Below are 12532 nucleotides of genomic sequence, written 5' to 3' on the forward strand. Positions count from 1 at the left end.
AGAAGTTTCCCGAAGCGGCCTCCTTCAAGATCAGTTTATCCAGCGTCAGATCCGATACGGCGCGGCGCAGACGCTCATTCTCCCTCTGTAACCGTTTCAGTTCCTTAAGTTGCTCTGTGCCCATTCCACCGTACTTTTTCTTCCAGCGGTAATAGGTTTGTTCAGTAAAACTGATCTGTCTGATTGCATCAATCCGGGGCATGCCTTGCCCCATCAGAACTTCAACCTGCCGTAACTTCACAACAATATCTTCAGGTTTGGGGCGCTTGATAGCCATCTATGGTCCTCCGGTTTCCTAACTATAGGCGTGGACCACTTCAAAGGGGGGAGGCTCAAGGACGAGCGAGAAGACGAGGACGAGGAACCTAAAGGAAGGAAAAAGCCTCTTTCAGAAGAACACCGCAAGAAGCTGGAAGATGAGCAGCAGAAAATGTTTGATGAAACAACGGGGAACCCTGATAGTCCTCATTATGTTTCCAAAAAGAAGCGTAGCCCAGTTTTGACGTCAGTTATTGATCCCGCTACAGGCAAAGTTTATCATGGCACCAATGGTGGTTTACCTGGCACGCCTAAAGTAGATGGTTTACCAGATGACCTACACCCAGTGCTACAAGATAGGATAGACAAGTATAATAAGTCGCTAGCTGATAATGACACCAGAGAGCGATTTAGGAGTAACAAAGAACCCGTAAATGGTAAACCCGGCCACCATTCAGAAATATGGGCGCTCAATCAAGCGTTAAATGCTCGAAAAGAGTTGGGTATGCCTGTGAATGAAGGCACTTTAAATGAGTTGTTTCTGTCGAACCGAAGCTTGGAGAAAAATACTTTTGGGAAACATAAGAAAAAATGCCCTGATTGCGAAGAAATAACTAAAGGAACCGATGACGTAACCGCTAATATTAATTTCAGGGATTAGGATCACAGATTGTGACAAAGTACATTCAACGTATTAGCTATGATTTTGATCTTTATAACGAAGGTGATCTTTTCGTAACATACTCTGATAAACCTTTTACAGGTATCCTATTTTGCGAGGAAAACGGCGTTCTTATAGGAGAAGAAGCTGTTCTTAAGGGGGTGAGGGAAGGCTTTAGCATTGATTACTATCCAAACGGGCAGATTGAGGGCGTGCAGGAGACTTCCTCCGGTGTAAGTGTTGGAATCAATGCCTTATGGGATAAAGATGGAAAGCTTATATATGCACAAAAGCGATGGTACGGAACGATAATAGAAGAACTTCGTTTAGAAGGTGGAGTCCTTAACTACGAGAAAAAAGCTCGAGATGATGAAGTCGAGCATATTCTCAAATCTCCGGTTTCAAATATGTACCCATTCAGAAAAGAATCCATTTATGACCTTCTTGCTGAAGCCGAAGAAAAAATTAAGAATGGTACAGTGTTTGACGACCCGAGATTATATAGTGAAGGTTAGAGAATTTTGTCTTCACTCTCACCAAATTTAAAGCTGTATTTACATGAGCAAAAGAAACTATCTGAGCGCGTTATCTTAGAGGATTGCATCAATGCGGTAAACTTAGTTGCTGGTGTTGATGTTTCCTATAGCAATGATGGTAAGTATGCTTGTGCCGTCATTATCGTTCTTGATGCAGAAACGCGAGAAGTATGCGAACAGGTTCACAGTATTGGTATTCCAGATTTTCCGTATGTACCTCAATTTCTCGCCTATCGAGAAATGCCGCTCGTGAGCGAAGCTTATTGCCAGCTCTCAAGGCGGCCTGACTTATTCTTTTACGATGGCAATGGTACGTTGCATGCTCAAAAATGTGGGGCAGCAAGCCACTTTGGTGTTGTCTTTGATGTTCCAGTCATTGGTTGTGCCAAGAATGCCTCAACTTCAATCACAAGAATTTCTGGAAACAGAGGTGACCACTCTCCGATCATCGAAAACGGAACTGTGTTAGGTGAGCAGCTTGTTACTCAAAATGGAGTAAAGCCTCTCTATATTTCAGTAGGGCACAAAATTAGTTTGAAACGCTCTATTCAAGAAACTTTGAACTTCGCGCCGGATTACCGCCTGCCTGAGCCAATCCGTCAGGCAGATCATTTATCTCGATCTATTTTGAAATCAATTTATTAAGGATTTGCGATGCCAGCAGCCTATAGAAAAGGCGATATCGCCGCAGGTCATGGGTGTTTTCCGCCCACGCCTTCCTCTGCAGGAAGCCCCGATGTGTTTGTAAACGCTATTGCCGTGGTACGCGTGGGTGACGGCGTTATCCCTCATGGTTGCGGCAACTGTCCGCCTCACCCTCGTTCCATGTCTGCAGGATCTGGATCTGTGTTCGTCAATGGCCGCGCGGTATGCCGAGTGGGCGATGCTGTAGGGTGTGGTGGCTCTGCTTCCGCTGGATCAGGGGATGTTGAAATTGGTGGCTGATCAAGACACATCAAAGCCTGGAGTATTTGACTTAGGAGAAGGCCTCACACCGGTAGATATATGGCAAGGCCTTCATGCCAGCGAACCTCTCTGGATTGCGTCTGCGGGCGTTGAGGGCGGCAAAGAAAATCAGACCCGTATTGACGAGACAGATCTAAGCCTTCTGAAGAAACTGGAAACCTTCCCTGCGAAAAGATGGGCTCAGATGTGTGATGGCATCGGCAGGACGGCGCTCGGCGCGGTAGCATTGTCCTGGTGCCAAAGTTCTAACGATCAAGCCTTCAAAGTCGCTTGGTCGAGCGCAGTGAACGATGAAAAACTCAGTGATAGTCAAAAGCGGGCATTAAAGTTGGCAGAGGCTTACGATTAAGACGGTACTCGGTGCACCTGAGTTAATGTCTCAAGAGTATCCTGATCACCTTGAGGTCCTGTCCCAGTGTTGGGATGAAGGAAACGTAAGTTCTTGCGTCAACACCACGTCAACCGCTGTACGCAGTTTGAACTGTACATAGCGCTGTTTGATGTCGTATAGTTCGTTAAAGTCTTATGAGAGTTGCTAAGCGGTATCAGTCGCTTGTGAGCTAACTTATTGAAAAGTAACTTATAGTAGAATTTGCTATATTAGAGGATCGTAACCTGAAGGTCGCAAGTTCAAATCTTGCCCCTGCAACCAAAATTCGATCAATGGATCAACAGTATAACTAAAGCCCTGAGCCAACCGCTCGGGGCTTTTTGCGTTCGCGTCAACACCACGTCAACATTTGAACCAATCGCGAGGCAGGCAATAGCTGGATGGGGGGGAATGACGATCACAGTCGCGGATCAGTACGGGTGAGGGCCTCCAGGATAGGCGTAGTGACTCAGCTGCTGCAAAGCGTCAGTTAGCAAGCTAAGATCTACTCAGCGACGCCCATTTTCCTGAGTACTTTTCCTGCCTGAAGAGGAACTTCTGACCATAAGCTGCCATTGGTGCTGTTCCTCAGCCGTCGCAGCCAATGTTTGATTTCAACTTCAAGACGATCTCCTCAAACTTCCTGCTGAAGTAATGGTAGATCATCTGTTCCCATGAGTTGACAAGCGCTATACGGACTAACTGTCGTTCGCTGCAGGCAAACAGCATGAAGACGTTAAGGTGCCTCAATTAAGCGTTAGTCGCAAATGTAGTGTGGGACGAAGCGCGACAAGTCTTTTGTGATCTTGGAGCTGTCTTCACGGATGCCTATTCCTGCTGGCTCATCTCCAATAACCCAAGATCCTATCACTGTGAAATCCTCACCATATTGCGGGACTGGGCAATAAGCTTGCAGAACGAAGCCCTCAACACCGTATGGGCCTTGTGCTTCCTCAGCGACTTGCGCTCCCTCCATGATGGAGACATTAGCCCCTTCTCGGCTAAAGATGGGTTTTCGTACATAGCGGTCGGTGAGATCGCTCATGTCTTCATCCTGCTCAAAATAGGATGGCAATAGGTTCGGGTGGCCTTTGAACATTCCCCAAAGCAGCGGGAGCATGGCCTTATTGGACAGAATGGCCTTCCAAGGTGGTTCAATAAGGCGCATGTTTGTTTTGGGCAAGATAGGTCCATAGGACTCGCGGAACATATCTTCGTAGGGGTAGAGCTTGAAGAGGTTCTCAATCACGTGCTCTTCTTGATCGGCAAACTGAAACGCCTCATCCACGCCAATATCTTCGATAAAGACAAAGTGGTCCTGAAGGCCAGCCTGACGGGCGCAATCTTGCAGGTAGCGCACGGTTGCGCGGTCTTCAATAGCATCCTTCACGCAGGACAGGTGCAGGTGGTCTCCGGCTTCCAGAATCTGTGAGAGACGGCTGATCAGCTTGTCCTGAAGTGAGTTAAACTGATCGGCTTGCTGCGGGATCCCGCCGCGGGAGAGCTGGTCTTCCAGCCAGTTCCACTGGAAGAAGCCGGTCTCATACAAAGAGGTTGGTGTATCAGCGTTGAATTCCAGCATCTTTGCAGGGCCGTTGCCATCGTAGACAAAGTCAAACCGCCCGTAGAGCGCTGGCTCGGAGTTCTTCCATGATTGCGCGATCCAGTCCCAGTATTTCTCTGGAATCTGTAGCGCGCGCATCATCTGCTCACTTTGGACCGCTTTGTCGACGAGTTGGAGACACAGGCCGTAAATCTCCTCGGTCACATCTTCCAGATCATCCTCGATCTGTTTCAGCGTGAACTGGTATGCACGGCTTTCATCCCAATAGGGTTCGCCGTACATACTGTGAAAATTGAAGCCGAGCGCTTCTGCCTGTTGTTTCCAGTCGGAGCGCTCAGGCAACAATATTCGTTTCATAGATCAGCTCAGATGCTTATAGGGCTTCAAGAAGTTTTTGCACGTCGCCCTGTCCCGGACGCTCAAGGCGCTTGATCTTCTCTTCAAGGTCTGCCCCGCTATCAACCCGCGCTTCCTGCTCGGCAGCTTCCAGCATAGCCTGCTGATGGGCCTGACGTTGTTCAAGGCGGTCAAGACTGTCCACCGCACTTGCCAGTTTGCCATTGGAGGCCACTGTGCTGGTGGAGGAAGCTTTTTGAGCCTTGATCAAAGCTTCGGTTGCTTTGGCGCTTTCGATCTTGCGGTTCAGGTTTTCAATACGATCCTGAGACTGACGGATAGAAGCATCCATTTTCTCTTCGGTGGATTTATACTGATCTGCCAGATCCTGTTCAGAGATCGACTTTTCTTTCAGCTTGAGAATGCTCTCAATGATCTCGACAGCCAGCGCTTCATCACCGGTTGATTTTGCGGTGCGCGCGGCGTCTGTACGGCGCTGTACTTCGCTTTCCAGCTCGGCAACGGAACGCTCTTTCAGCACCCTGTTGGCGGTCATGCGCGAGCGCTCGTCCTTGGCCTTAGCGATGGCGTCTTTCGCCTCGCGAATTTCCTGTTCCAGAATTACCATCAAGTTGGAATCCTGAATGCTCTCAGCTGCGTTGTTGGCGTGGCCCTTCACCGCAGAAAACAGTTTGCCCCAGATGCTCATAGATGCCTCCTGATTATGCGCTGGCTTTTGGACCGAGTTCACGGGCCAGTTCGATTGCGTTTTCTGCGATTACTTTGAATTCCCCGACGATCTCAGAAATCGGAGAGGTGGAGGACATGGTGCCGAACAGCTCATGATACTCACGGTCGCCAATCTTCTCGATGGAGAGGGCGCTGAGCGGCATGAGTGTACGGTGAGAGCGCAGCATCAGTGCTTCAAACGCTTCCGGATCTTCCAGCTCATCGCGATCCCAGAGCACGGTGGTAGTGGTGATTTGTGCAGTGCTGACAACTACAAAGAGGACGACATCACCGATGCTCTTCATGTGAACTTCAAAAACATCCTGTGCTTCAGGTGCAGCAACAAACTCCATTTCCTCTGAAAGGCCTGCTGCGCTCTTCAGCGCTTCCAGCAAACTTGAGGCCGTCCATTGGCTAACCGACTGAGCCATTACAAATTCTCCAATTCAAAACCGTATGGGTTCAAAGCGCTTTATAAGATGCGAGTCTTTAGTAGATTACCACCCGACTGTCTTGAGTGGGCTCTAAGAATGCACTTATTTAATGCAAATAAATGCTTTTCCCTATTCACCAAGTCAATATAATTACCTATTACTCACGGGGTTAATTTCAATAGTTCGCCACAAGTTTCTTCAGTGACCGTTCTATGGTGTACAGGCGACAGGACGTTTTATCAGTGCCAGTTATTCAGCGGATATATTCCAAGTTCTATGAGCACCTTGTTGAGCTGCGTCTTTGGGTGCTGTTCTCGCTCATAGGCGCGTATCTGCTGATCTCATGGCTGCTATTTCTGTGGGCGGGTGAGACAGATCTGGTGTCTGACCCTGTCGTGTTCTTGTACTTTGCCTCAACCACCGCCTCAACCGTCGGCTATGGTGATTTGTCACCAACAACCGAAACTGGCCGCCTCATTTCGGCAATCTGGTTTGTGCCTGGCGCACTGCTTATTTTCACAGCTGTGTTGAGCAAGCTCACCAGCTCTCTCGTTCAAGGGATAAGACGTATGGTCGATGGCAGAGGTAACTTCAAAAGCCTTACGGGTGCCACAGTCATCATCGGGTATCACAGGGACCGTACCGAGCGTATGATTACAGACCTGATTGCAGGCAGAGACAACGACACCAAGATTGTGTTGCTTGCCACCTCCGCCGATATCACTGTACCTGAAGGGGTTCGTTATGTACGCGGTGACCGGCTCGATACGCTGGAAACACTGAAACGGGCTGCGGTGGAGCATGCAGAAAAGATCATCGTTTACACCGAGAGCGATGCGGAAACGTTTAACACCTGCCTTGCTATCCGTGAGCTCTCCGGCAATGTACATGTGGCTGCCTATTTCGGGGACCGCGACACAGCCCGCCGTGCAACCAAACTAGCACATGTGGAAGCAGTGGTTTCGAGTGCAACAGAAACGCTTGTACGTGCTGCTCAGGATCCGGGCGCAAGCCGGGTTATCATGGCATTGAGCAGTGCAACGCACAACGCCACCATCTATTCTGGTGTTCTGGAAGGGGCACGCGGATATCTGGCTGCTGAAGTTGAGCAGCAATTTCTTTCGGTTAATGCCGTTTTGCTTGCTGTGAGTCAAAATGGAGCGGATGATGTGTCATTCAAGCCGTTTCCACGTGATTTGAAGGGCGGTACCACCGTCTATTATGTGGCTCAGCAGCGTCTTGAGCCGGAGACATGGTCTCGTTTAATGGAGAAGCTTGATGCTGCGGTTCTGGCGTAAATCAAAAGCACAAAATGAATTACCTGAAGTGCTTGGTGTTACCATTGGTCGGGCTGTCACTGTTGACAGTATCTCCGTCAAGTTGCTGCCTCAGGACAGTTTGATCGAGGTGCCACAGCTGACGTTTTCAGTCGTTGCGCAAGGCCATTGTGATCTTGGCGAACAGTCACACTTGCACCGCTTCTATCCAGATGACGACACCCTTCTCTTGCAAATTCAAGGTGGGGATGGCGTCACCGATGAGCGTGTTGATGAGATTATGTTGTGGTCTTACTACGATGTTCAGTACCCCAGCACAGATCACCAATGGCGCGAAATCCGCCGCTCTATCTGCCAAAAAACCTTTTCACTCTCCACTTCAGGGGGCGATGTGCTGTTTGAGCGAGCATGGTTTGATAGCTCTGACCAGCCAGAAGAACCCATGCAGTACAGGGAAAGCGTGAGTGAAGATCGTTCTGGCAAATCTAGACGTAAAATTTTCCAAAGCGCCATGTTATTCGCACGAGAACTAAGCGACGGCAAAGACGAGATGTTGCTGGTGAACATGGAAGAGGTGGAAGGCACAAGCGAGCGCAGTGTGGCCTTTATGCTCGGGCGTAGTCTTTCACAACACGAATTGCATATTTGATCTTTATGGAGAATATCTTGGCTGAACTTCAAAATTCTTTATTTGGCTTACTGCCTTTCCTAGCCTATTTTATTGTCGCCGTTGTGATGCTTGTGATTTTCGTGGCGATCTACAAGTTTGTCACTCCTCATAAGGAAATGGCACTTATCAAAGAAAATAATAGTGCTGCCTCTCTCTCGCTCACAGGCACTGTTCTTGGCTTTTCTATTCCTATCGCAAGCGCCGCTGCCAACTCTGTTGGTCTGATTGATTTTGCTGTTTGGGGTGTTGTTGCAGGTGTCCTGCAAATCATCACATTTTTGGTATTCCGAGCGTTCTACCCGCAAGTCTCTAGCCGAATTGAAAAGGGTGAAACCGCAATTGGTATCCATCTTGGTGGCGTTTCTATTAGCGTCGGACTTTTGAATGCCGCTTGCATGACCTATTGAGCCTTGGAGGAAACCAGATGAAACGTTCAGGACCTCTAAAACTCGTAGTCATGGCAACAGCTGGGGTGTCTCTTGCTGCTTGTGATAAGTTCGAGGAAAAGGCAGACGGACAAGTTTTTGTCGATCAGGAGCAGTGTGTTTCTGCTGAGCAATATAGCGTGAATGAATGCACCGCAGCCTTCAAGGTTGCCAAAGATGCAGACAATGCCTCCGCACCGCGCTACAATACCAACCGCCTTTGTGAAGATCAGCATGGACGGTATGCATGTGTTCCAGCACATGGGACTGGAACCTCGTATAGCAGCTACTTTGTTCCAATCGCGGCTGGATACTTTATTGCTAATGCTGCGCAAGGTTTGTCTGACTGGAAGTATCGCGTTCGCCCTGTTTATCCAGATCGTAATCGACGCCATTTTTACACTAGCGGCGGATACCTTCTCGACATGTCGTCGAGCAATCGATCAGCTCGTATTCCTAAAAAAGCGACGGCAAAACTCCCTAAGGCACCCAAAGTTCAGACCAGAACCTCCATCGCGTCTCGTGGTGGTTTCGGATCCAGATCAGGACGTGGATTTGGCGGGTAAAAAAGATAACAGATGAGGCAGCGCATATGTCAGTGCCTCATCTAAATTACACCTTCTACGAAAACTGCCTCAACTCTTGATAGAACTGCTCGAATGGCCGGTATTGGCCCTCAGTGATCTGTTTGCACTTTCAACGAGAGACTGTTTCCTGTCAGTTGTCACAGCATTAACTTGAAAGCTCAGAGCCCTGCAGTTGCAATGAGGGATCGCAGCTTGTCACCCACATCGACCGGTTCTCCCGGTGCTGTCATATCTGGCAGCCAGACGATATCCCATTTGCTGCGTTGTTTGACGCCCAGCGCCGGCTGAGCTTCTGCATGGGTAAGAACGGAGTATGGGCTCACCGGGATCTGGTAGGTTTCACAGAGATCAGCAACAGTCTCCGCTAGTGCCTGAACTTGAACTTGCGTGATTGGATACTTGCCGGGATCAAATGGAGTTTGTTTTGCGCCCGCCATAGCATCAAGGGCTACGCCAATTGAGCCGGTGTTGAGTGCTCTGGTGTGAGCGGCATAGTAGCCATCGCGACAGTTGGTATTGGCCTCCGGTTTCAGAGCTCCTGCATGCGTTCGACCTTCCCGGTCGATGATGAGATGATAGTGCTGTCGCTCCAGCTCGATGAGCCCGTTAGCGCCTGCGGTCCAGTGCAGGATGATCCGATGAAGCCCTGAGGCATGAAACAACTCCTCGCCGCGCTTCATGTTCCGCGCTTTCAAGGCCTCAGCTATTGCCGCTCTTGTCTTTGGTCCATCAAGACCATCGATGGGGCCGGGATCATAGCTCAGAGCAGCAAGTCGGGCTTGGATGTCTCGTGTAGTGTAGGTCATAGTTGGCCCTCCAGACATAAAAAAAGCCGCCCGAAGGCGGCTTGAAGAGGTGAGTTCTTTAGGATGGGTAGGCGTCAGGCTCGGTCTTTGGCTTTTCTCGCTTTTGCCAGCTCCTTAAGCGCATGGCTAAGCTCTAGGCGCTTTTCACGCACAGCATGTATAGCTTGCTGGCTACAAGTCTTGCATGTCCGCTTACGGGACCGCGGAACGACTTTCAGGAGGCGTTTAATCACGGCGCTTGATCTCCTCGGTTAGGGCGCGAATGGCCTCGGTGCTGGCTTGTAGGCTTTCGGTGGCCTCCTTCTGGATCTCGCGAAGGGCGGCGTTGTATTCCTTGGTGTCTTCCCGCCACCAATTGAGAACCCGCCATGTAAAGAAGCCCAGACCAACAATGGCAACGGCAGCTGGTCCTCCACCCAGCGCATTGATGATTTCGCTGAGGTTGGTCATGGTGCGTCCGGCACTCCTACACTGAGATAGTGTATGGCCACGCTGACGGTGCCTCCGGTGAAGTCGCTACCATTCGCTGTCAGGCGGATAGGCGTCTCTGCATAAAATCCCTGAGGGCCAATGATGCCTTTATTGGTGCTGCCAGCAGTAATGCCGAGACTGCCTCCGAATTTAGATGGCTCTCCATCTATGCCGCAGTCATAGGAAAAGGCCCCGGTGATTGCTGTTATCGTGCTTGTCGAAACACCAAAGCAGATGGACCGATCTGGAATAGCAATTGTCGTCGTGACGGAAGAGCCCGATAGGTCGGAGAGTGTTTCTTCCAGAACGCCCAGACCTGTCGTTGCACCAAGCGGTCCTTTCGCGACCTGGACCAGAGGCGCTGATTTCAGAACGTTCAGTGCTTCGGGAAGGGTCTGCCAACTTCCTGCGGTGTAGATCAGCAAAGTACTTACTTCCGCATCCCAGATACGCATGCCGTCAATGGCGGGTAGGCGGAACCAACTGCCATCGGCATAGAAGGCAACATCCTTCTCCCAACCAGCCCACTCAATTGTGGCAGGAGCATTCACGATATAGGCATCGCCTTCATCGGAGGTGCTTGGCGGATCTGTGGTGGTCGCATTGAGTACCCGCATCTGGATGAGACTATCCAATAAGCGAAGGGCTTCGTTATGGGTGACATGCTTTTGGGCCTGTGCTGCCATGATGAAGGGCAGGGCAAGCCGAGGTGTGGTCTCTGACATGGAGGTTGCCTCAGAAGTGCAAAGTGGTAGTTAGGGGTGTGCCGCGGCCCAAGGTGTTTGAGAGCTGGTAGATGCGAACGGCAATCGTAGCGCCAATCGTTAACTCAGCGCCGAAGTCCTCTATCTGCTCCGCACTGGTGTAAACCACGCTGATGGTCGCTGAAGTCAGCGTGCGAATGACCGAGCCTTCTTTGAGGATCTCCACCTCATAAGCCTCAACATCCTCGCCCAGCGGGACATCCCGGGAAAGCCAGCTGTCTGCTTCCAATACTCGAGAACGCCTGATCCAGGAGAGAGTGAGATCTCCGGGTCGTCGGCCTTTGCGATTGGGCTGGGCAACATGACTAGGTGAGAATGGCTTCAAGCCGTTGGCTTCTGGCGTAAATCCTAAAGCCAAACTTGCCGGGCCCGACATAGCTGCTCTGCCCGGCACAATGCGCCACTGGAACAGCAAGCTAATCTCGCTCATGGCTATGGGAGCTGGGACCAGGTTATCATCAAGGCGGATGACCCTTGCTCCTGCAGGGACACTGTCACCCATTGCGCTCTCCGTGCCACGCTTACCTCTAAGCAGACGTGAGAGCTTGTAGGTGGCCGGTGCGATGAGCTCTGCCTTGCTGGCCTGAAGGACCTCCGGTAATCCCCCCCATTTATGGAGGAGTTTGGCAGTAGAGTTATGCTGCTAGGTTCAGTTTAGTTGCGGGTGTGATGCCGCCGATGGTCATGTTGGACTGTTCGTTGTTGTTTGTCCAGAGCCAGTTTGTAGCTTCTATTTGCGCTTGTTCGATGGTTTCAAAGCAGTTTTGATCCAGCCATTCCTGCCTGACCGTTCTGTTATAGCGCTCCACATACGCATTCTGGGCTGGCTTTCCTGGCTGGATATGTCGGATCTTGATGTCTTGCGATTTGGCCCATGACAGCAGAGTTTCACTGATGTTTTCTGGGCCATTATCGACACGTATCACGAGTGGTTTGCCACGCCACGCAACCACGTGCCTCAACGCGCGCACCACCCTGAGCGCAGGAAGAGAGAAATCGACTTCAATACACAATCCCTCCCGGCTGAAGTCATCGAGAATGTTGAGTGTACGCAATCGTCTGCCATCTTCCAGCTGGTCGGACATAAAATCCATCGACCATACCTGATTAGGACTGGAGGGCGCCGCCAGCTTGTCAGGCTTTGCTCGTTTCAGGCGCTTGCACGGCCTGATCCGCAGGTTCAGCTCCAGCTCGCGGTAAATACGGTAGACACGCTTATGGTTCCAGCCAAAGCCTTTGATATTGCGAAGATACAGAAAACACAGCCCAAAACCCCAGGTTCTGTTGGTTGTCGTTAAACGCAACAGCCAATCAGCTATGACAATGTTCTCATCGTTCAAGTGCCGCTGATAACGGTAGCAGCGCTCACTCACGCTAAAGGTGTGGCACGCCAGAGCGATGGAAACTCCCTTTACTTCGACAGCAAACACAGCCATCTCCTAGCTCTGAGATGGCTTGCTCACTTTTTGCAAGCGCTTCCTTCAAAAGCTCACTACGGATCTTATCTTCGGTGGAATAGCGCTTGTGGGTCTTACGCCGAATATCCTTACTCATCTTTTCGGCTGCTGCGCTGACGACCTTTGTGTTTTTATGATTTTGCCAAGTACTCCTCGATAGTGCTTGCGTGATTCGACAATGCATTCTTACCTATTAAGGCTCTATGGAGCTCAATTTGATA

At 50.3% G+C, this 12532-nt stretch carries 17 protein-coding genes and 1 pseudogene; 9 read left to right on the top strand and 9 right to left on the bottom strand.

Going from position 1 to position 12532, the window contains the following annotated elements; all coding sequences use genetic code 11:
• On the bottom strand, positions 1-277 hold a 277-nt coding region (locus PsAD37_RS23310; protein WP_063294949.1), incomplete at its 3' end, for a transposase.
• A 30-nt stretch (positions 278-307) separates the two neighbouring features.
• Between PsAD37_RS23310 and PsAD37_RS23315 the strand changes: the two genes are divergently transcribed.
• The 5 genes from PsAD37_RS23315 to PsAD37_RS23335 are packed head-to-tail and all read left to right on the top strand — an operon-like array spanning position 308 to position 2770.
• Entirely contained in the window at positions 308-919 is a 612-nt protein-coding gene (locus PsAD37_RS23315) for a YwqJ-related putative deaminase (protein ID WP_063298124.1), read from the top strand.
• Between the two features lie 11 nt (positions 920-930).
• The gene (locus PsAD37_RS23320) at positions 931-1434 is read left to right on the top strand and encodes a hypothetical protein (protein WP_063298125.1); all 504 of its coding nucleotides are present in this window, start codon (positions 931-933) and stop codon (positions 1432-1434) included.
• A gap of 6 nt (positions 1435-1440) precedes the next feature.
• Positions 1441-2100, top strand: coding sequence for an endonuclease V (locus PsAD37_RS23325; RefSeq protein WP_063298126.1), 660 nt, complete (start codon positions 1441-1443; stop codon positions 2098-2100).
• Between the two features lie 9 nt (positions 2101-2109).
• A complete protein-coding gene (locus PsAD37_RS23330; RefSeq protein ID WP_063288927.1) occupies positions 2110-2400 on the top strand; it encodes a PAAR domain-containing protein in 291 nt (96 codons plus the stop codon).
• On the top strand, positions 2393-2770 hold the full coding sequence (locus PsAD37_RS23335; protein WP_153039849.1) for a hypothetical protein: 378 nt from the start codon (positions 2393-2395) through the stop codon (positions 2768-2770). Before PsAD37_RS23330 ends, PsAD37_RS23335 begins: the two co-directional genes overlap by 8 nt.
• A 778-nt stretch (positions 2771-3548) precedes the next feature.
• Here the strand turns inward: PsAD37_RS23335 and PsAD37_RS23340 are convergent.
• Genes PsAD37_RS23340 through PsAD37_RS23350 form a run of 3 tightly spaced genes read right to left on the bottom strand, consistent with a single transcriptional unit; the run spans position 3549 to position 5851 of the window.
• Positions 3549-4712 carry a glutathionylspermidine synthase family protein gene (locus tag PsAD37_RS23340; RefSeq protein WP_063298128.1) on the bottom strand — a complete coding sequence of 388 codons (1164 nt, stop codon included), beginning with the start codon at positions 4710-4712 and terminating at the stop codon, positions 3549-3551.
• Positions 4713-4728: 16 nt separating this feature from the next.
• On the bottom strand, positions 4729-5400 hold the full coding sequence (locus PsAD37_RS23345) for a PspA/IM30 family protein (protein WP_063288392.1): 672 nt from the start codon (positions 5398-5400) through the stop codon (positions 4729-4731).
• Between the two features lie 13 nt (positions 5401-5413).
• Positions 5414-5851 carry a DUF2170 family protein gene (locus PsAD37_RS23350; RefSeq protein WP_084408074.1) on the bottom strand — a complete coding sequence of 146 codons (438 nt, stop codon included), beginning with the start codon at positions 5849-5851 and terminating at the stop codon, positions 5414-5416.
• Positions 5852-6096: 245 nt separating this feature from the next.
• Between PsAD37_RS23350 and PsAD37_RS23355 the strand changes: the two genes are divergently transcribed.
• The 4 genes from PsAD37_RS23355 to PsAD37_RS23370 are packed head-to-tail and all read left to right on the top strand — an operon-like array spanning position 6097 to position 8792.
• Positions 6097-7152, top strand: a complete 1056-nt coding sequence (locus PsAD37_RS23355) for an ion channel (RefSeq protein WP_063298129.1) — start codon at positions 6097-6099, stop codon at positions 7150-7152.
• Positions 7133-7780: a DUF2491 family protein gene (locus PsAD37_RS23360; protein WP_063298130.1), complete on the top strand. Its 648-nt coding sequence runs from the start codon at positions 7133-7135 to the stop codon at positions 7778-7780. Before PsAD37_RS23355 ends, PsAD37_RS23360 begins: the two co-directional genes overlap by 20 nt.
• Before the next feature lie 17 nt (positions 7781-7797).
• Positions 7798-8208: a DUF350 domain-containing protein gene (locus tag PsAD37_RS23365; protein ID WP_208992044.1), complete on the top strand. Its 411-nt coding sequence runs from the start codon at positions 7798-7800 to the stop codon at positions 8206-8208.
• Between the two features lie 17 nt (positions 8209-8225).
• Positions 8226-8792 (top strand): DUF1190 domain-containing protein, encoded by a 567-nt coding sequence (locus PsAD37_RS23370; RefSeq protein ID WP_084408076.1) that lies wholly within the window; start codon positions 8226-8228, stop codon positions 8790-8792.
• Between the two features lie 179 nt (positions 8793-8971).
• On the opposite strand, the gene PsAD37_RS23375 is transcribed toward PsAD37_RS23370, so the two are convergent.
• The 5 genes and pseudogenes from PsAD37_RS23375 to PsAD37_RS23395 form a co-directional block, all read right to left on the bottom strand.
• Positions 8972-9619, bottom strand: coding sequence for an N-acetylmuramoyl-L-alanine amidase (locus tag PsAD37_RS23375; RefSeq protein WP_063298132.1), 648 nt, complete (start codon positions 9617-9619; stop codon positions 8972-8974).
• Between the two features lie 225 nt (positions 9620-9844).
• On the bottom strand, positions 9845-10069 hold the full coding sequence (locus PsAD37_RS23380) for a hypothetical protein (RefSeq protein ID WP_063298133.1): 225 nt from the start codon (positions 10067-10069) through the stop codon (positions 9845-9847).
• On the bottom strand, positions 10066-10815 hold the full coding sequence (locus tag PsAD37_RS23385) for a DUF2793 domain-containing protein (protein ID WP_063298134.1): 750 nt from the start codon (positions 10813-10815) through the stop codon (positions 10066-10068). The genes PsAD37_RS23380 and PsAD37_RS23385 overlap by 4 nt, the downstream gene beginning before the upstream one ends.
• 10 nt (positions 10816-10825) lie before the next feature.
• Complete coding sequence (locus PsAD37_RS23390) at positions 10826-11356, bottom strand: hypothetical protein (protein ID WP_063298135.1); 531 nt, start codon at positions 11354-11356, stop codon at positions 10826-10828.
• A gap of 133 nt (positions 11357-11489) precedes the next feature.
• Positions 11490-12411: pseudogene (locus tag PsAD37_RS23395) on the bottom strand (IS3 family transposase); the annotation flags it as partial.
• Positions 12412-12532: the final 121 nt, after the last annotated feature.

Source organism: Pseudovibrio sp. Ad37, from assembly GCF_001623075.1.
GTDB lineage: Bacteria > Pseudomonadota > Alphaproteobacteria > Rhizobiales > Stappiaceae > Pseudovibrio.

Bases quoted from the DNA above. Each gene is read 5' to 3' on its own strand.
- PsAD37_RS23350 (WP_084408074.1), bottom strand. From the start codon at position 5,851: ATGGCTCAGTCGGTTAGCCAATGGACGGCCTCAAGTTTGCTGGAAGCG.
- PsAD37_RS23360 (WP_063298130.1), top strand. From the start codon at position 7,133: ATGCTGCGGTTCTGGCGTAAATCAAAAGCACAAAATGAATTACCTGAA.
- PsAD37_RS23390 (WP_063298135.1), bottom strand. From the start codon at position 11,356: ATGGGTGACAGTGTCCCTGCAGGAGCAAGGGTCATCCGCCTTGATGAT.
- PsAD37_RS23340 (WP_063298128.1), bottom strand. From the start codon at position 4,712: ATGAAACGAATATTGTTGCCTGAGCGCTCCGACTGGAAACAACAGGCA.
- PsAD37_RS23375 (WP_063298132.1), bottom strand. From the start codon at position 9,619: ATGACCTACACTACACGAGACATCCAAGCCCGACTTGCTGCTCTGAGC.
- PsAD37_RS23345 (WP_063288392.1), bottom strand. From the start codon at position 5,400: ATGAGCATCTGGGGCAAACTGTTTTCTGCGGTGAAGGGCCACGCCAAC.
- PsAD37_RS23385 (WP_063298134.1), bottom strand. From the start codon at position 10,815: ATGTCAGAGACCACACCTCGGCTTGCCCTGCCCTTCATCATGGCAGCA.
- PsAD37_RS23330 (WP_063288927.1), top strand. From the start codon at position 2,110: ATGCCAGCAGCCTATAGAAAAGGCGATATCGCCGCAGGTCATGGGTGT.
- PsAD37_RS23370 (WP_084408076.1), top strand. From the start codon at position 8,226: ATGAAACGTTCAGGACCTCTAAAACTCGTAGTCATGGCAACAGCTGGG.
- PsAD37_RS23380 (WP_063298133.1), bottom strand. From the start codon at position 10,069: ATGACCAACCTCAGCGAAATCATCAATGCGCTGGGTGGAGGACCAGCT.